Source organism: Lachnospiraceae bacterium oral taxon 096, from assembly GCA_018141845.1.
Classification (GTDB): Bacteria; Bacillota; Clostridia; order Lachnospirales; family Lachnospiraceae; genus F0428.
Genome location: CP073340.1, coordinates 566147 through 582949, shown reverse-complemented (window position 1 = coordinate 582949; position 16803 = coordinate 566147). Strand labels below are relative to the sequence as shown.

Below are 16803 nucleotides of genomic sequence, written 5' to 3'. Positions count from 1 at the left end.
AGAGGAAATGAACAAAAAAGGCGATGTCATTGAAGTAGATATCACTGATTTTAGCACAGACGGAGAAGGTATCGGAAAGACCGATGCTTTTACATGGTTTATTAAGGATAGTGTCATTGGGGACAGAGTGCGTGCAGTGGTGATGAAGACCAAGAAAAGTTATGGGTATGCGAGAGTAGTAGAAATTCTCAAGGAGAGCAAGGATCGAGTTGAGCTTCGCTGTCCAGTGGCTAGACCATGTGGTGGCTGTGCACTGCAGAGTGTATCTTATCGTGCACAACTTGCATTTAAGCAAAATAAAGTCATCAATAACTTGATACGACTTGGCGGTTTTTCTAGAGAAGTCTTGGAAGAGGTAGAAATTGCTCCCATTATTGGAATGAAAGAGCCATGGCACTACAGAAATAAGGCACAGTATCCCATTGGCACAGATCGAGAGGGAAATCTAATTGCTGGATTTTATGCGGGTAGAACACATAGTATTATTCCTTGGACAAATTGTTTGCTCGGTCAAAAAAAGAATCAAATAATCCTAGAAACGATCCTAGACTTTATGCGAGAACATCATATTTCTTCTTATGATGAGACCACGAGCAAGGGTCTTGTTCGCCATGTCTTAATTCGAGAAGGAAAAGATCAAGGGCAGGATCAAGTGATGGTTTGCATCATTATCAATGGCAAATCTCTTCCAAAGAGTAATATTTTAATAGAGAGATTAAAGTCCATAGAGGGCATGATCAGCATCAGCCTCAATATCAATACACAAAATACAAATGTCATTATGGGAAGAGAAATCCTTCAACTCTTTGGCCCACTAACCATCACAGATTCTATCGGAGATATTGCCTTTGAAATCTCACCATTGTCATTTTATCAAGTGAATCCCCTGCAGACCAAGGTCTTGTATGACAAGGCCCTAGAGTTTGCGAATCTCACAGGCAAGGAGACCGTTTGGGACCTATATTGTGGGATAGGTACAATTTCTCTTTTTCTGGCAAGAAAGGCAAAACAAGTCTATGGAGTGGAAATTGTAGAGGCCGCTATCTTGGATGCTAAAAACAACGCGAAGAAAAACCATATCACCAATGCTGACTTTTTTGTGGGCAAGGCAGAAGAAGTGCTTCCTGCAATGTATCAAAATGCCCTAAAGAATGGAAATCATCAGCAGTCGCATCCCGATGTCATCGTCGTTGATCCACCGAGAAAAGGCTGTGATCGTGCCTGCCTAGAGACCATGGTAGCCATGCAGCCAGAGCGAATGGTCTATGTCAGCTGTGACAGTGCCACCCTAGCCAGAGATTTAAAGTATTTAACAGCAAATGGCTATCAACTAAAAAAGGTGCAGGCCGTCGATCAATTTCCGCATACTAGTCATGTCGAGTGTGTTGTATTGATGTCAAAAGTTGCACCCACTGAGTAAATAAAGTATATAAAATAAAGGCTTATTTATAGGCTATCGTTAAAAAGTATCGTTAGCTTAGAGTAAGCCTTATTATTTGAGAGAAAATAAGGTTTAGTAGGAACATATCTATAGATGGGAGTTGACGCTAGGGAATGGATAACAAGAAAAAATGCACCCACTCGCACCCAGCTAAAAATATGATAATTGCAGAATAGCCTAATTAACATTATAATATAACTAAGAAATAAGTATACTAAAATATTAGTGGAGAATCTCTATGAACGGAATAAAAGATATGGCTGAAAATGTAACTGTAATACAGAAGCAGGAAGTTATAAAAGATTATGCTGTGGGGATATATACTCGTGTAAGTACAAGCCATAAAGCCCAAATGGATAGTTTATCGGCACAAATATCGGGATTGACGAGACTAGCGGCTGCACATAGAACATGGTTTGTGGCGGATGTTTTTATTGATGTTGCATCTGCTAAGATAGGATCAAAAAGATCAGAATTTAATAGAATGATAAATGAGTGCGAGCATGGGAATTTAGATATTATTCTTACTAAAAGTCTTAGCCGTTTTGGACGTGATGCTAAAGAAGGCTTAGAAGCTATTAGAAGAATACGAGCAGCTGGGAAAAGAATTATCTTTGAGAAAGATAAGATAGATACAGAGACCGTTAAAGATGAATTATTGATTAGTATAATTGAAGCGTGTGACCAAGCAGAAAATGACTGGAGAAGCGAAAATATACGCTTGGGCTTAAAATACAGAGCCGAGGATGGAACATCAGGACTATATAATAGAGCCTGTTACGGCTACAAAAAAGATAAGAATGGAATGCTTATAATTGATGAAGAAGAAGCAAGCGTTGTTAGAAGAATTTACGACTGGTATCTTGAAGGATATAGTATTGGTGGAATCATAGATAAACTGGAAGAAAAGAAAATAAAAACATCTACAGACAAAGAGCGATGGAGTAAAAGAGCAATTGAATCCATGTTAATACGAGAAAAATATACTGGTGATGTGGCAATTGCGGATTCAGGAGGAACGGAGAATCGTTATTTGAATAAGAACCATCACGAAGGGATAATTTCAAAAGAGCAATTTGAAGCAGTTCAACTAGAAATGGAACTTCGTAGTAATGTTGAAATTGGAGAAGATGGAAAGTCTCGAAGAAAGAGTAAAAAGTATAGTTCGAAAACGAGTAGAAAGGAGAACGTAAATGAATTGTAGAGGACATGAAACAAGACAAAGAATTAGGTTGACCGTACAAAACTATTGAGTATAGGTTGACCATACAATAAAATTTAAAAATAGGAATGATTGACAATTCGCACAAACTATTATCTGATAAAAGAATTAAAATCAAATTAAATGTAGATAATTACGCGAATGCATAATTTAATATTGACATTAAAGTCTTTTTTTCTTATAATTGAATAAGAAGAATTTAGAAAGGTGTAATGTATGCAAATTTCATATAAAAAATTATGGAAACTGCTAATTGATAGAGATTTAAAGAAAAAAGATCTCGGAGAAATGGCAGGAATAAGTTCTACTTGTATTGCAAAGCTTGGAAGAAATGAAAACGTGAATACTAATATTTTAGTGAAAATATGTGAAGCGTTGAATTGTGATATTAATGATATTTTGGAGTTGGCAGAAACCACTCCTGATGATAGAGGTAAATATGAATAATAGCTTAAAACAAAGAATGAAAGACGAAGATTTTAAACTTGTCAGCATTGATTTATTCTCTGGACCAGGTGGTTTGTGTACTGGTTTTAAATGGGCTGGGATCCTTCCTCTTATTGCAGTTGAATGGATTGATACAACGGTCGAAACATATTCAGTTAGCCATAATGCGGAAGTATTCGAATTGGCAAAATATGCTTTAGAAGATGATAAGGATGAAGCATATCTACAATCTTATATGGTTGAAAGTACAAGATCCCTTGTTATTCATGGAGATATTAATCTTGTTAGCAGCAAAATGATTAAGGATTTTCTGTTAGCAAGATATGGAATTGACTCAGAAAAGGAAACTGTGGACATCGTTTCAGGAGGTGCTCCTTGTGAAAGTTTCAGCATTGCAGGAACAAGAACAGCAGGAGATGATAGAGATGATTTATTTAGTAATATTGTAAGAATTGCAAGAACTGTTAAAACAAAAGCTATTCTTTTTGAAAATGTAAAAGGTATGTTTTCAAAAGCTAAAAATGGTGTTAAAGGAGCAATTTTTCAATATATCTGCGATACATTTGAAGATGAAAATGTAACACCTAGTTATAGACTGGTGTCTCGAAGACAAGAGGATATCCTTCTTAAGGCTTGTGATTATGGTGTACCTCAGGCAAGGGAAAGATTGTTTTTGGTGGCGATTAGAAAAGATTTGGAGAGTATAGAATTTGATTATCCAGAAAAAACACATGGTCCTGGATGCGAATGTCCTTACGTTACTGCAGGAGACGCTATTTTAGACTTAGACCAGGTTGGGATGGGTGAAGAATCTACATCATATACACCACTTAAATCCTTTAAAAATGCTAATCAAGAATGGTTTGTTTCTATAATGAGAGGTAATAAATACGAAAGTAATGATATGAATGCCCAGGTACCAAAGCATCTTATAGAAGAAGGATTATATAACGAATGTAGTGTTTCTGCACACAAAGGTCCTGGTCATACAAAGAAGAAGCAAGAATTGCTTGCCCTTATAGGTGTGAGAGAAAGCATGAAATCCACATTTAATGGGTTGACTGAATCAGGAGAAATCGAAAAGTATAGACATCTATTCCCTAATACAATATATGGAAGTAGAAATAGACGTTTACTTGACGATGAACCAAGTTTTACTGTAACATCACATTGTTTGGATGAAGTACTTCATCCATATATAAACAGAGCAATAACACCACGAGAAGCGGCTAGATTACAGAGTTTTCCGGATTGGTATCAGTTTGCAGGTCCTTATGTTGCTTTCCATAGTGCAAAGGAACAGGATAAATACGAGCAAATTGGTGATGCTATTCCACCATTACTAGCGTTTGCTTTAGCTAGACAGTTTGTAAAGGTTCTTGCTGATAAATAAGAGCATTAAGGCCATAGTAGAGAATTTTTTCTACTATGGCCTTTTTTTATGTTTCTTTTAAAATTCTTTGTTTTGCTAGTTCACAATATTCTTCTTCGAAATCTATTCCAATTCCAATTCGATTATTTTGTTTAGCAGCAATAACAGTAGAACCACTTCCCATAAATGGATCTAAAACAGTGTCACCAACATAACTGAATAACTTAATGCATCTTTTTGGTAGTTCGACAGGAAATGGTGCTGGGTGACCGATTTTTCTTTTGCTTTCACCTTTAAAAGTCCATACACCATTAGTCCATGATATAAATTCGTTACGTTCAATATTGTTAATTCGGCTACCACTTATTTTTTTCCATGAATCTTTGTATAGAAGCACAATCAATTCGACTGGTGCAATAACATAAGGTGATGATGCACTCATCCAGGAACCCCATGCAGAGGATTTTGAAATATTGCCCTCGTTCCATACGACAGTAGAATGATATTTGAAACCTACTTCTTTTGCTATAGTGGTGATATCAGCTCCGACACTTTGGTGTCCACCTTTATTTTTATCCAAAGGAATATTGAGGCACATTCTACCATCTTTCTTTAACCATTTATAAGCTTTACGTAACCATTGCCTAGTGAATTTTAAGTATTCATCGTATGGTTGGTTATCGTTACAGGACTTGTAGTTCATGTCTAAATTATATGGTGGTGAAGTAACTATCAAATCTATGGAGTCATTTTTTATTACGGTTGTTTTCAGGGTATCTGTTAAAAGAATCTTTGCATTCTCTTCTTGATAATATGTTCTATATTTCATGCAAATATTACCTCTTAACCTTTAAACTGCATTTTCTGACCTTTTGAACCTGTGGCATATGTCCATGAAAGGCCAGTGTTAAAACCTCCTGGTTTCAGGGTTCCATTGCTCTTATACATTATTCTATCAATACACTCCTCGATTGTAAGCATCTCAAACGATATGTAGTCGAAATCACCTTTGGCAATATTAATATTATACCTGTCAGTTGGTTTCTTTAATTTGAATTTTATTAATGACGTAGGAATACATACATCATTAGGATTTGTGGTTGGTGAACCTGTTAAGACCCAACGAACAAAATCTCTTCCGATTGGAGCCATCAATGCAGTTAATTCTGCTTTTTCGGCTGCCGTGAAGTTCTTTGCAGAGCAATCTACTTGATGTTTCATAAGTAGTTGTTTTAGTCTAGGATTAGTAATCCCCATTTCTTTACAGATAGTATCCACATCAAATTCAGCTAATGCAACTTTAGGAACAGTGGACTGCTTGCAGCTAATAGGTAAAGTGATTATGTCTCTATTTACTAATTGAACAGTTGCAATGATATCGGTTTTTGAATTTCCACCTGTACTTCTATGCGGGATAATAGTTGTAGCAGTTATTCTGTTAATAGCATTAAAATTACTCAGATTGTTACAAGTAAGAATGTGATAAAGTACTTCTTCTTCAAGTGACGCAATATTTCCTGCTTTTAAATTATCCAAGTAAGCCTTAGCATTTAATATTGTTTCGCAATATTCCTCATAAACATCTCCAAGTTTATCATGGATTGCTCCAAATGTTAGGTTTGCAATGTTGTATTTCACATAAAGTGAGTTAAGTAATGCTGTTTTCATAATGTACCTCCTAATGGTTATTTTAATATTGTGTAAGTGGCTGAAGCTTTTTGATCAAAGTACAGTTCGGTCACTCCATTGCCACAAAATATCTCAAGCATTTTATCTAAATGCCATAGAGTTTCCTTTTGTTTCAATTCTTCAAGTGGCATCCAAAAAACATCCCCTTCGGACGATGATTTGATAGTTCCTGAAAATATGTTGGTTTTGTATAAGAACACCATATATCGAGACCCGTCTTCTTCAATCCAATCCTTAACACCACAAAATTCTAGATTGGATATGGTCAATTCGGTTTCTTCTTTTATTTCTCTGATCATTGAATCAACAACAGATTCTCTGTTCTCAACATGACCACCAGGAAAAATTAACCACGAGAGTCCTTACCGACTTTTTCCTCAACTAGGACATTGCCGTTTCTATCGTAGACCATTCACATATTGGTGAGTTCCACGGATGTATTGCGATTCATTGGTATTATCAACTCCTAATCCTTTATTGTTTCCATGATGTCCTCCAATCTACAATCCATAGCCTCACAGATTTTTAGAAGAACATCAGTGGTGATATTTGCCCCTTTGCCAAGTTTGGCAATTGATGCTGCACTGATTCCGGCAGCATCTTTTAAGTCATTTTTGTTCATTTCTTTGTCGATTAACATTTTCCATAATTTATTATAGCTGATTCTCATATCTCAACCTCCTTGTGTTACAGAAAAAATCAAGTGGATCTTCTTCTTATTGTCTATCTATGAGATAGTTCTTTAAAAGTTCTACATCCTTACTGGTCCTATGTCAAGATTTAGTACAAATTAAAATGAGAGGTTCTACCGACTAAGATGCCGGAAGAACACGTGCCTTATTATATAGCTTTTCAAACTCGTCAGGAGACATATAATCACAATGACTATGAATCCTTACCGTGTTATAAAAGGCTTCAATGTACTCAAATACAAGCCTATATGCGTGGCTGTAGTTTTGAATACTGAATCTGTTTAGCCATTCTCTTTTAATCAATGAATGAAATGATTCAATGCACGCATTATCATATGGATAGGCACAACGAGAATAGCTTCGTTGCATAGTTTTGGTGGCTTCACGCCAAGCATTTGATACATACTGGCTACCACGATCTGAATGTATTATTAAAGGTTGTTCGATATTACGATAAGCCTTTGCTTTATTAATTGTGGCTACAACATTTGATACTTCCATAGTATCAGAAAGAGTCCAGGCTATTATTTTCCTGGCAAATAAGTCCATAACACAATTAAGGTAGACAAAGCCATTTTGAGTCCATATATAAGTAATATCTGTGCACCATACGGCATTGGGGCGTTCCGGGTTAAATCGTTCATCAAGTATGTTTGTAAGTTCAGTACTAAAATCAGAGCCTCTGGTAGTGGTAGTAAAAGGCTTAATCCATTAGGCTTTAATACCCATTTCATGCATATATTTTCCTACAGTGCGTTCAGCAATAGTTTCACCCGACTTACGAAGTTCTTTGGTTATTTTAGGAGCACCATAGTTTTGTTTTGAAGCATCATAAATAAGCCAGATATTCTTCTTGATAGTTTCCTTCCTCTGAATAGTAGAAGATAGTTTTCTATTAAGAAAAGAACGATATCCGGATCGAGACACACCTAAAAATTTAAACATTCCGGAAGTAGAGACATGGTGTCCGTTTACTTTAGCTGCCTCTACCTTTGCAGAAATCTCTGTATAGATAGCAATAGTTAGCTTTTCCCCAGAATGCTTATGGCTTTTTTTAGTACATCAAGAGCATCCTGAGCATCACGAAGCTCACGTTTAAGGCGAGCTATTTCTTTTGCATCATCAGATTGATAGTTACCTGAGCCACGAACGGGAATGTCACCGTCATTATTACGAAATTGACTTTCCCATTTGGCAAGTGTACTAACACCAATACCAAGATTCTTGGCACATTCAACTTGAGTAAGATCAGGATGTTCATTTCGATAGTTGATAGCATCCAGCTTAAACTGTTTTGAGTGATGGTTTCTTTTACTTGACATAATGAGTTCCTCCTAAGGTTTATTATATAACAAATAAGGAAATATCTCATTTTGTTTTGTACTAATTATATTCTAACACCAGATTGTTCAAAAAACTCATTGATTTAGATATGACAAATAACGAATTGATGGAAAAGGCAAAAGTGAGTAAAAGTACATTTTACAAAATGAAGAACGGGCAGAATGTAACTACAGATGTTTTGCTTAGAATTTGCAATGCATTGGATTGTGATATTGAGGAAATAGTAGAATGTGTGAAAATTTAATATGAGGAGATTATACTTTGAATAAAATTACAGGTGTTACAAGACGAGACATTTTTGACTTATTCAAAAAAGGAATAACGGAAGATAATTGGTTAATAACAGAAAATATATTTTACCCTTATTATGGTCGATCTGATGTTGTTGAATTTTTGAAAAGATTGTATAACTTAGCAGATTGGGAAAGTAGAGATTCAAGAGTGGAGAATGCAGAAGAAGAAGAAATTATAATGCATACACATAATGGCGATTATCCAGATGATTGGATATTCGAAGACGAAAGATTTCAGCTGCTTGATGGTGAAGATAATATTTTGCTAAATTTTCTTTGTGAAGTATTTCATCCAGAAGTGAGAGATGAAAATGGAGCTTGGGAACGATATTTAGAAAGAATAAATACTTTACTAAATGAAGATGGGTATGAGATAGTTGCCACAAGTAAATTGTCTGGAAGAGATGTCTTTAGTTGGAAAATATATAGAATGAAGCCAGCTATGTATATCCCTTTTTCAGAAAGAAATAAATCTCTAATAATAAATAAAAAAATTAGCGTTAAACTTCCTAATGCAGTGAGACATCAACTCTTTAAGGTGATGAATGAGTATAATGAAATATTGTACTTAACTGATGAAACTAATTGGAATTATACAAAATATAGTAGTGAGTATGTTTTAGAAGATATAAATAAATTTTATATACCAAAACATTATGTTAATAAAGAACTTGTTGAAATAAAAGAGTTTAAAGATTTTCAGGAGGGAACTTCACCATTAACTGTATTTGATGTTATTGAAAGTTTTAATAGGCAAATTACAAAATCTTCGCAATTTGAAATAGGAGGCAGAGAAAAAATGAAATCATTCACATACAGTTACCCGGTAAAGGTCTATTTTGGTGAAAAGGCAGCGGAGAAGAACCTGCCAGCAGAGCTTGCAAAAGTTGGAGAAAATGTGCTGCTTGCATACGGCGGCGGATCGATTAAGAAAAACGGTGTTTATGACGAGCTGGTCGGTATTCTTAATGCTGCGGGAAAGAAGATTACAGAGTTTACCGGTATCATGTCCAACCCTACATATGCAAAGGTACAGGAAGGAGCGAAGCTGGCAAGGGACAACAAGATAGATTTTATTCTTGTCGTTGGCGGCGGTTCTGTAATCGACTGCTGTAAAGTTGTATCAGCCCAGGCAAAGATGGAAAAGGATCTTTGGGACTTTGAGCATACAGAGCATGGTGCCCCGACAGAGTTTATTCCAATGGGCGCTGTGGTTACTGCTTTTGGCACCGGCGCGGAAATGAATAACGGAGCAGTGATCACGAATGAAGAGAAGAAGTCAAAATCTCCGCTTTGGGGAGCTTTCTATGATTTCGCAATTCTTGATCCGATGTATACCATGACGATGCCGATGAAGCAGGTGATCTCAGGTGCGTTTGATTCCTTGTCCCACAGTATGGAGACCTATATGGGATCGCCTCGTGACGTGAATATATCTGATGAGATAAATGAGGCAACTCAGAGAAACATCATCAGAAATATAAGGGTGACACTTAAGAATCCCGAAGATATTCAGGCGAGAAGTGAACTGATCTGGGCTGCTGCAATGGCGGAAAACGGAATCCTTAAGATTGGAAAAGCAACCGATTTCCAATGCCATATGCTGGAGCATCAGCTGGGTGCTTTTACAGACTGTAATCATGGACAGGGATTGGCGGTGCTGCATCCCGTGCTTTACAGGCATATGCTCCCGGAAGCAGTAAAACAGTTTGCAAGGCTTGCTGTGGAAGTATGGGATATTGATCCTACAGGCAAAAGCGAGGAAGAACTCGCAGATGCATTTATTGATGCTCTTGCCGCATTTATCAAGGAGATAGGACTGCCGACAACATTTGCCGAGATGAATATTCCGGAGGATACGAATTTCAAGGCGATTGCAGATACGACGATCCTGACCGGCGGCTGTGCTAAGAAATTCAGCAGGGAAGAATTATTGGAGGTGCTTTTGGAATGTAGATAAAGAAACTGATGTCAATTATCGCTGCCTTTACCATCACGCTGTCCCTTGCGGCATGCAGCAGCGCGAATCCAAACGCTGATTCAGATGAAAGTGCGCCGGCCCGGACAGAGCAGGCACAGCAGACAGAACAGGCTGGCACAAGACGGTACATCTACAGTTGAATGGATTGCAAACATCATACATGTGGAGACGGTAGCACTTTTGTCCAAACTCGATGTCGATAAGCATATAGATGTTGAAATTAAGCTTGATTAGCTTGATTTGACAAGTGCTGAAAGTAAAGCGTCTTATGCACAAATTAAGGAATATATATTGGAAAAATTTGATTTAAAGGTTTCGATACTCTATATTGCACAGATTAAAAAGAAATGTGGAATTGTACTGAGGGAGCATTATAATAAATCAAAAAAAGAGAAACAGGTTATTCCACAATGCACACCGGAAAAAGAGGAAGCTATCATGGATGCTTTAAGGCATTTTAAAATGATTTAATAGAAATGGAGGGTATTTATGAGATGGAAATAATCTTGTTTCCACTTAGCTTATCACTAAGTATCCTCGCTGCATTTCTGATATTCTTGCTTAGCGTAGGAACAGCAATCCTATATTTACTTATGCTGATGTGTGTATTTGCTGCCATAAAATGGTTATGGGAGGCGATAGAAAAAACTATCGTCTTTTTCTTTGCGAAAAAATCAAGGAAGGAGGAATTATGGACTTTGACTATTTCTATAACAGGGAAGCAGAGAGATTTAATTTTCTAAAAGTGCCGGAGATATTGGTTGCCGGAGAAGGATTTAGAGGGCTGTCTGCCGAAGCAATCATACTCTATTCCATGCTTTTGAAACGGACAGGAATGTCATTTAAGAATAACTGGATAGACAAAGAAGGCAGAGTATTTATCTACTTCACAGTCGAAGAAATTATGAAAAGAAGAAATATCTCAAAGCCTACGGCAATAAAAATATTGGATGAACTTGATGTCAAAAAAGGCATTGGACTGATTGAAAGAGTAAGACTTGGACTTGGAAAGCCGAACATCATTTATGTAAAAGACTTTATGAGTATATCGGAAATAAAAGAAACTGACCTCTTGAAGTTAAAAACTTTTACTTCAGGAAGTAAAAACTCTTTACCCTAACTATATAGATAATAATAAGAGTGAGTATAGTAAGAGAGATTTTATGAAGCTCGGCACATTTCAAAATGTGTTTTTAACAGATGAAGATGTATCAGAATTGCAAATCACGATGAACGGACAGCTTGATAACTATATCGAAAGACTATCCGCATACAGCAAAAGTACCGGAAAGACCTATAAAGACTATAAGGCAACAATCCTTTCATGGTTTTAGTAACCGGAAAACTTCTTTTAACGCTATTGAAAAAAATGATGAAAGAAGCGAAAAAACTGGGAGGACTTGAAAAACTCGTTAAAGTAAATGGAAATGAAGTCAAGCTCAAAGATATGGCGAAAAAAGGGCAACTGGAAGAAATACCGGTAGAAGACTTCAGAGCAAGAATGGAAGAGGGTAAAAGAGTATCACCAAGCGTTCCATACGGCTATTTTAGAAACCCAAAGAACAAACAGGATACTTTTCGATAAAGAGAGTGCAAAGGTCGTAAAACGCATTTACAGGCTTGTAATAGAGGGATATGGAGTAACACAGATAGCAGACATATTAACCAAAGATAAAGTCTTTTTTGCAAAAGAAGAAAAGCAAGAATTTCTAAAAGTGATGAACGAGTTATCCGATGAAAAACGAGAAGAAAAATATCAAGGATATAAAGAGAAATTAGAAAAATTGTCCTCAAGGAATGAAGAACTAACAACCCTAATTACAAAACTATATGAAGACCATGCACTTGGTAAAATCCCTGTAAAACACTTTGATAGATTATTTAATATCTATGACACGGAGCAACAAGATTTAGAAAAGCAAATACAGTATTTTGAAGATGAAATAGAAAGCTATCATCAGAGAAAAGTTGACAGCGATAAATTCCTAAAAAGATAGAGAAATATACCGATATTGAGGAACGGACAGTACCAATGATAAATGAATATATAGAAAAAGTTGTAGTCCACGAATCAACAGGAGGAAGAAAAGGAAAAGACAGAAAACAACAAGTTGATGTGTATTTTAACTTTATAGGTAACTGTCAAGTACTACAAAAATTAGATATGGAAAAAAGGGCTTAGGAATGGTATTATATTAAATAAAATAGGATTGTAAGAAGGTATTTTTATGTCGGCAATTAAAATTGAAAACCTCACTTTCTCATATTATGGATATGTAAAACCTATATTTGAAAATGTATCGTTTTCCTTTGATACAAACTGGAAAATAGGATTGATAGGAAGAAATGGAATTGGTAAATCAACTCTATTTAAGTTACTTTTAAATCAAGAAACTTATCAAGGTAAAATAACCAAGGATGTTGAATTTATTAAATTTCCACCAAATATAGTTGATACTTCAAAATTAGGGATTGAGTTATATAAAGAACTAATATCAGATGAGGAAGAATGGAAATTATTTAGAGAACTTAATTTGCTAAATGTAGATGAGAACCTTGTTTACAGAGAGTTTGAAACGCTTTCTAAAGGAGAACAAACAAAAATCCTTTTAGCTATTTTGTTTACGAGAGAAGATGGTTTTTTACTTATTGATGAACCAACAAACCATTTAGATATGGACGGAAGAAAAATTGTAAGTGAATATCTGAAAAGTAAAAAAGGATTTTTGCTTATATCTCATGATAGAGATTTTTTAGATGGTTGTATCAATCATGTTATTTCTATTAACAGGAATTCTATTGATGTTCAATCAGGAAATTTTACATCATGGTATGAAAACAAATTAATGAAAGACCAATTTGAAATCAGTGAAAACGAGAAATTAAGAAAAGATATTAAACGATTAAAAGAAGCTGCAAGACAAAGTCAAATTTGGTCTGATAAAATTGAAAATACTAAAAATGGTGTAAAAGTATCAGGTGTAAAACCAGACAAAGGACATATAGGTCATCAGTCAGCCAAGATGATGAAAAAATCTAAGAATTTGGAGAATAGACAAAACAAGGCAATAGAAGAAAAACAGAATTTACTGAAAGATATTGAAACAAAGGAAAGTCTATTATTACATCCATTACATCATCATAAAAACCCTCTAATATCGGTTGGTGATTTATCATCATACTATGGAGAAAAACAGATATTAAATAACCTAAGTTTTGAGATAAAACAAGGCGATATAGTAGCTATATATGGTAGCAATGGAAGCGGAAAATCGACCTTGATTAAAATTTTATTAGGTTTAAAACACGAGTATACAGGGGATATAAAATTAGCAAGTAATTTGAAAATATCGTATATTCCTCAAGATACATCTGATTTAACAGGTAGCCTAAATGAGTATATTCATAAGCAAGATGTTGATGAAACATTGTGTAAAACAATTCTTAGAAAATTAGATTTTTCAAGAGAATTATTTGAAATTGATATGAAGAATTATAGTGATGGACAAAAAAAGAAAGTTTTAATTGCCATAAGTTTATCAAAGCCAGCTCATTTATTTGTTTGGGACGAACCATTAAATTATATAGATGTAATATCAAGAATACAGATTGAGGAAATCATAAAAGAAGCAAAGCCTACACTTATATTTGTGGAACACGATAAGCGATTTGTAGAAGATGTAGCCAATAAAATCATACAATTATAAGGTTCTTTGTCAAATGTTGGGGTGGGTTGATTTAACAGTTGGTGAGATAGTTTTTGCATCAGAAGGCGTAAAAAAAGAGAATAGTTCCAAAGGACTTTAAACAGAGAGATTTCGTAAAGCTATTCGGACAGCTTAGAGCAGATGTTGAAAAAATGAAAGCTAAGTTAAATACCTTGCTCAATTCTGAAAAAGGTCAAGAAAACGGTCAAGAAAACGGTAAAAAATCCATACTTGGTGCTATCAAAGAATATCAGGCGGAAGATAAGAAAAAGCCGAAAGAAAGTAAAGAAAAACCTAAAGAAACGGAGAGATAAATGTATGGTTGGTGTGGTCTTAGGACTGCACCGGCTTTTTTGCTCATATATTTACTTTTACGCTTATATAATATATAATAAGAGCGTGAAAGGAAGTGAGTTCATGAACCAGTTAGAACAGATTGTGGAAATTTCAGCTGCAGGTAATGGAGTTTTAAGAACTTCAGAAGTTATCAGTAAAGGAATTTCTAAAACGACTTTGGCAAAATTTGTAGAAAAATATAATTATGAGCGTATTTCACATGGAATTTATTGTTCTCCATATGTATGGAAAGATGGACTGTACTTATTACAGCTTCGTTGCCCGAAAATAATCTTTTCTCATGATACAGCTTTGTTTCTGCTTGATATGACGGATCAAGAGCCGCTGCAATATACTGTTACGGTAAAAAGTGGATATAATGCCACTCATTTAAGAGAAGATGGTGTAAAAGTATTCTCTATTAAAAAAGACTTTTTTGAACTTGGGATTTCAAAAGCAAAAACACCTTTTGGAAATGAAGTTTTCATCTATAATCCTGAGCGAACTGTTTGTGATATGATTCGTAGTCGTTCACAAATTGAAATTCAAATTTTTCAGGATGCAATGAAGCAGTATATTAGGCGTAAAGACAAGAATTTGCATCTACTTATGGAATATGCAAAAAAACTTCGAGTAAACCATATGTTAAGTAAATATTTGGAGGTGTTATTATAATGATTCATTTATCAAAACAACTAAAAGATTTGATACGAAATTTGTCAAAAGAAGTCGGTATTGAAGCCCATGTACTGATTAGAAAATATATGATGGAGCGGTTTTTAGAGCGAGTATTTTTATCAAAATACAATGGAAGTTTTATCCTAAAAGGCGGAATGTTGGTAGCATCTTTGTAGGGGTAGAGGCAAGGGCTACAATGGATATAGACACTACCATTAATCGTTCTTCGGTATAATCTTCGCCAATTGTTTTCGCTCTTGTAAATCTCTGCTTATCTTTTGGCTTAAAGGCTATATGTTTTCCATGCTTTATTTCATGTTGATTTTATAGGGTGTGTTTTTGTAATCGCCATTGTCATTTCCCTTCCGTTTCAGCAGTTCTTTTTAGAAGCAGGGAGTGAATTTGCCACAACTCTTTAGAAAAATATTCAATCACTTTCTTCATATCTTGGATGTCATCTTTATAGATGATACCTGTCTGATTTACTCTCTTTGCGATCTGATTGATATTATTTGTAGCACCTCTAAGCAAGCCTTGTAAATCCCGAAAAGGCTCTAAATCTACCTGATAAATCTCCTTTTCTAAAACACATTTGCGGATAAAGTGGCTCATATTTCTGCACTTTGCAAGTTTCCTTTTCTCCTCAAAAAGAGTTTTTTCTTCTTTGGTCAACTTAATTTCAAGTCGTTCATTTCGTATTCTGTTTGCCATAGATATTTCCTCCTTTGTATGATTTTCAGGGTATTAGGGTTCTCCCTAACAAGCCAAAAATTGATAAAAAAAGAAGCAGTTCCCAAAGGGCTGCTTCATCAATTTTTCCGTAAGTGTCCGTACACTTACTGTGCTTGCTACATAAGAATGAATTAGATAGCAAGCGTTAAGCAAGTTTTGAATTTACTACTAAATTATACCATAAGGACACCATAATTTCCACATGTAACTTGACAAATATTGAATTATAATTTATTATTAAATATAAATTCAGTATTGAAATAGAAAGAGGTGTGCTATGGCACAAGTATTAAAAGAAGAAGTTAGAAATAGAATACTTGAAGCAGCAGAAAAAGTGTTTTATAAAAAGGATTATAGAGGTGCCAAATTAACAGAAATTGCAAAAGAAGCAGATATTCCTGTGGCACTCATTTATACCTATTTCAAGAATAAAGAAGTTTTGTTTGATGCAGTAGTAAGTTCTGTTTATATAAATTTCGAGTCAGCTTTTGATGAGGAGGAGTCTTTGGAAAAAGGTTCTGCTTCTGAAAGGTTTGATGAAGTTGGAGAAAACTATATTCATGAACTATTAAAAGGGCGTAAGAAGTTAATTATTTTAATGGATAAAAGCTCAGGTACAAAACATACAGAAGCCAAACACAAACTCATATCACAAATGCAGGTTCATATTGAAGTAAGTTTAAAAAGACAATCAAAAGAGGAATATGATCCAATGCTTGCCCATATTTTAGCTAGTAACTTTACAGAGGGGCTTCTTGAAATAGCAAGGCACTATCAAAGTGAAAAGTGGGCAAAAGACATGTTAAAACTTATTGCAAGGTGTTATTACAAGGGAGTGGAATCCCTATAATTAGCACTAAAAAATAGAC

The 16803-nt window shown here is 35.1% G+C and carries 18 protein-coding genes and 6 pseudogenes; 17 read left to right on the top strand and 7 right to left on the bottom strand.

The features are described from left to right. Positions 1-7: 7 nt before the first annotated feature. The 4 genes from rlmD (at position 8) to dcm (ending at position 4503) form a co-directional block, all read left to right on the top strand. Complete coding sequence (rlmD, locus tag J5A74_02925; protein ID QUI96295.1) at positions 8-1420, top strand: 23S rRNA (uracil(1939)-C(5))-methyltransferase RlmD; 1413 nt, start codon at positions 8-10, stop codon at positions 1418-1420. A 259-nt stretch (positions 1421-1679) separates the two neighbouring features. Beyond that, positions 1680-2645, top strand: coding sequence for a recombinase family protein (locus J5A74_02920; protein ID QUI96294.1), 966 nt, complete (start codon positions 1680-1682; stop codon positions 2643-2645). Positions 2646-2879: 234 nt separating this feature from the next. Then, positions 2880-3110, top strand: coding sequence for a helix-turn-helix transcriptional regulator (locus J5A74_02915; GenBank protein QUI96293.1), 231 nt, complete (start codon positions 2880-2882; stop codon positions 3108-3110). Then, positions 3103-4503: a DNA (cytosine-5-)-methyltransferase gene (gene dcm / locus J5A74_02910; GenBank protein QUI96292.1), complete on the top strand. Its 1401-nt coding sequence runs from the start codon at positions 3103-3105 to the stop codon at positions 4501-4503. The genes J5A74_02915 and dcm overlap by 8 nt, the downstream gene beginning before the upstream one ends. A gap of 46 nt (positions 4504-4549) precedes the next feature. Here dcm and J5A74_02905 read toward each other — a convergent pair whose 3' ends face one another. The 6 genes and pseudogenes from J5A74_02905 to J5A74_02880 form a co-directional block, all read right to left on the bottom strand. After that, positions 4550-5311 carry a site-specific DNA-methyltransferase gene (locus J5A74_02905; GenBank protein QUI96291.1) on the bottom strand — a complete coding sequence of 254 codons (762 nt, stop codon included), beginning with the start codon at positions 5309-5311 and terminating at the stop codon, positions 4550-4552. A 14-nt stretch (positions 5312-5325) separates the two neighbouring features. Beyond that, positions 5326-6150 (bottom strand): MspI family type II restriction endonuclease, encoded by an 825-nt coding sequence (locus J5A74_02900; protein QUI96290.1) that lies wholly within the window; start codon positions 6148-6150, stop codon positions 5326-5328. A 17-nt stretch (positions 6151-6167) separates the two neighbouring features. Next, a pseudogene (locus tag J5A74_02895) lies at positions 6168-6622 on the bottom strand (NUDIX domain-containing protein). A 15-nt stretch (positions 6623-6637) separates the two neighbouring features. Continuing rightward, on the bottom strand, positions 6638-6841 hold the full coding sequence (locus J5A74_02890; GenBank protein QUI96289.1) for a helix-turn-helix domain-containing protein: 204 nt from the start codon (positions 6839-6841) through the stop codon (positions 6638-6640). A gap of 142 nt (positions 6842-6983) precedes the next feature. Beyond that, a pseudogene (locus J5A74_02885) lies at positions 6984-7883 on the bottom strand (IS3 family transposase). Positions 7884-7885: 2 nt separating this feature from the next. Then, the gene (locus J5A74_02880; GenBank protein QUI96288.1) at positions 7886-8185 is read right to left on the bottom strand and encodes a transposase; all 300 of its coding nucleotides are present in this window, start codon (positions 8183-8185) and stop codon (positions 7886-7888) included. A 110-nt stretch (positions 8186-8295) separates the two neighbouring features. Here J5A74_02880 and J5A74_02875 point away from each other — a divergent pair, with 110 nt between their 5' ends. From J5A74_02875 to J5A74_02820, 12 genes and pseudogenes are all read left to right on the top strand, one after another. Next, positions 8296-8451, top strand: coding sequence for a helix-turn-helix transcriptional regulator (locus J5A74_02875; protein QUI96287.1), 156 nt, complete (start codon positions 8296-8298; stop codon positions 8449-8451). A 17-nt stretch (positions 8452-8468) separates the two neighbouring features. Further along, a pseudogene (locus tag J5A74_02870) lies at positions 8469-9254 on the top strand (hypothetical protein). A gap of 45 nt (positions 9255-9299) precedes the next feature. Continuing rightward, positions 9300-10460, top strand: a complete 1161-nt coding sequence (locus J5A74_02865; protein QUI96805.1) for an iron-containing alcohol dehydrogenase — start codon at positions 9300-9302, stop codon at positions 10458-10460. 261 nt (positions 10461-10721) lie between these two features. Next, positions 10722-10952, top strand: a complete 231-nt coding sequence (locus tag J5A74_02860) for a 23S rRNA methyltransferase (GenBank protein ID QUI96286.1) — start codon at positions 10722-10724, stop codon at positions 10950-10952. Positions 10953-11172: 220 nt separating this feature from the next. Then, positions 11173-11812, top strand: a pseudogene (locus J5A74_02855) (replication initiator protein A). Continuing rightward, positions 11806-12001 (top strand): annotated as a pseudogene (locus J5A74_02850) (PcfB family protein). Before J5A74_02855 ends, J5A74_02850 begins: the two co-directional pseudogenes overlap by 7 nt. A gap of 195 nt (positions 12002-12196) precedes the next feature. After that, the gene (locus J5A74_02845; protein QUI96900.1) at positions 12197-12478 is read left to right on the top strand and encodes a hypothetical protein; all 282 of its coding nucleotides are present in this window, start codon (positions 12197-12199) and stop codon (positions 12476-12478) included. A gap of 35 nt (positions 12479-12513) precedes the next feature. Then, positions 12514-12663, top strand: a complete 150-nt coding sequence (locus J5A74_02840; protein ID QUI96285.1) for a DUF4368 domain-containing protein — start codon at positions 12514-12516, stop codon at positions 12661-12663. 46 nt (positions 12664-12709) lie between these two features. Then, complete coding sequence (locus J5A74_02835) at positions 12710-14188, top strand: Lsa family ABC-F type ribosomal protection protein (protein ID QUI96284.1); 1479 nt, start codon at positions 12710-12712, stop codon at positions 14186-14188. Positions 14189-14340: 152 nt separating this feature from the next. Continuing rightward, positions 14341-14502, top strand: a complete 162-nt coding sequence (locus J5A74_02830; protein ID QUI96283.1) for a hypothetical protein — start codon at positions 14341-14343, stop codon at positions 14500-14502. A gap of 103 nt (positions 14503-14605) precedes the next feature. Then, the gene (locus tag J5A74_02825; protein QUI96282.1) at positions 14606-15199 is read left to right on the top strand and encodes a type IV toxin-antitoxin system AbiEi family antitoxin domain-containing protein; all 594 of its coding nucleotides are present in this window, start codon (positions 14606-14608) and stop codon (positions 15197-15199) included. Continuing rightward, positions 15199-15419 (top strand): annotated as a pseudogene (locus tag J5A74_02820) (nucleotidyl transferase AbiEii/AbiGii toxin family protein). The gene J5A74_02825 and the pseudogene J5A74_02820 overlap by 1 nt, the downstream one beginning before the upstream one ends. Before the next feature lie 137 nt (positions 15420-15556). Here the strand turns inward: J5A74_02820 and mobC are convergent. After that, complete coding sequence (mobC, locus tag J5A74_02815; protein QUI96281.1) at positions 15557-15913, bottom strand: plasmid mobilization relaxosome protein MobC; 357 nt, start codon at positions 15911-15913, stop codon at positions 15557-15559. 298 nt (positions 15914-16211) lie between these two features. Between mobC and J5A74_02810 the strand changes: the two genes are divergently transcribed. Next, complete coding sequence (locus J5A74_02810) at positions 16212-16784, top strand: TetR/AcrR family transcriptional regulator (protein ID QUI96280.1); 573 nt, start codon at positions 16212-16214, stop codon at positions 16782-16784. The last annotated feature ends 19 nt before the right edge of the window (positions 16785-16803 follow it).

What these genes read in the sequence shown, in the direction of transcription:
- rlmD (QUI96295.1), top strand. Translation starts at nt 8, where the DNA reads ATGAACAAAAAAGGCGATGTCATTGAAGTAGATATCACTGATTTTAGC.
- J5A74_02920 (QUI96294.1), top strand. Translation starts at nt 1,680, where the DNA reads ATGAACGGAATAAAAGATATGGCTGAAAATGTAACTGTAATACAGAAG.
- J5A74_02915 (QUI96293.1), top strand. Translation starts at nt 2,880, where the DNA reads ATGCAAATTTCATATAAAAAATTATGGAAACTGCTAATTGATAGAGAT.
- dcm (QUI96292.1), top strand. Translation starts at nt 3,103, where the DNA reads ATGAATAATAGCTTAAAACAAAGAATGAAAGACGAAGATTTTAAACTT.
- J5A74_02905 (QUI96291.1), bottom strand. Translation starts at nt 5,311, where the DNA reads ATGAAATATAGAACATATTATCAAGAAGAGAATGCAAAGATTCTTTTA.
- J5A74_02900 (QUI96290.1), bottom strand. Translation starts at nt 6,150, where the DNA reads ATGAAAACAGCATTACTTAACTCACTTTATGTGAAATACAACATTGCA.
- J5A74_02890 (QUI96289.1), bottom strand. Translation starts at nt 6,841, where the DNA reads ATGAGAATCAGCTATAATAAATTATGGAAAATGTTAATCGACAAAGAA.
- J5A74_02880 (QUI96288.1), bottom strand. Translation starts at nt 8,185, where the DNA reads ATGTCAAGTAAAAGAAACCATCACTCAAAACAGTTTAAGCTGGATGCT.
- J5A74_02875 (QUI96287.1), top strand. Translation starts at nt 8,296, where the DNA reads ATGACAAATAACGAATTGATGGAAAAGGCAAAAGTGAGTAAAAGTACA.
- J5A74_02865 (QUI96805.1), top strand. Translation starts at nt 9,300, where the DNA reads ATGAAATCATTCACATACAGTTACCCGGTAAAGGTCTATTTTGGTGAA.
- J5A74_02840 (QUI96285.1), top strand. Translation starts at nt 12,514, where the DNA reads ATGATAAATGAATATATAGAAAAAGTTGTAGTCCACGAATCAACAGGA.
- J5A74_02835 (QUI96284.1), top strand. Translation starts at nt 12,710, where the DNA reads ATGTCGGCAATTAAAATTGAAAACCTCACTTTCTCATATTATGGATAT.
- J5A74_02830 (QUI96283.1), top strand. Translation starts at nt 14,341, where the DNA reads ATGAAAGCTAAGTTAAATACCTTGCTCAATTCTGAAAAAGGTCAAGAA.
- J5A74_02825 (QUI96282.1), top strand. Translation starts at nt 14,606, where the DNA reads ATGAACCAGTTAGAACAGATTGTGGAAATTTCAGCTGCAGGTAATGGA.
- mobC (QUI96281.1), bottom strand. Translation starts at nt 15,913, where the DNA reads ATGGCAAACAGAATACGAAATGAACGACTTGAAATTAAGTTGACCAAA.
- J5A74_02810 (QUI96280.1), top strand. Translation starts at nt 16,212, where the DNA reads ATGGCACAAGTATTAAAAGAAGAAGTTAGAAATAGAATACTTGAAGCA.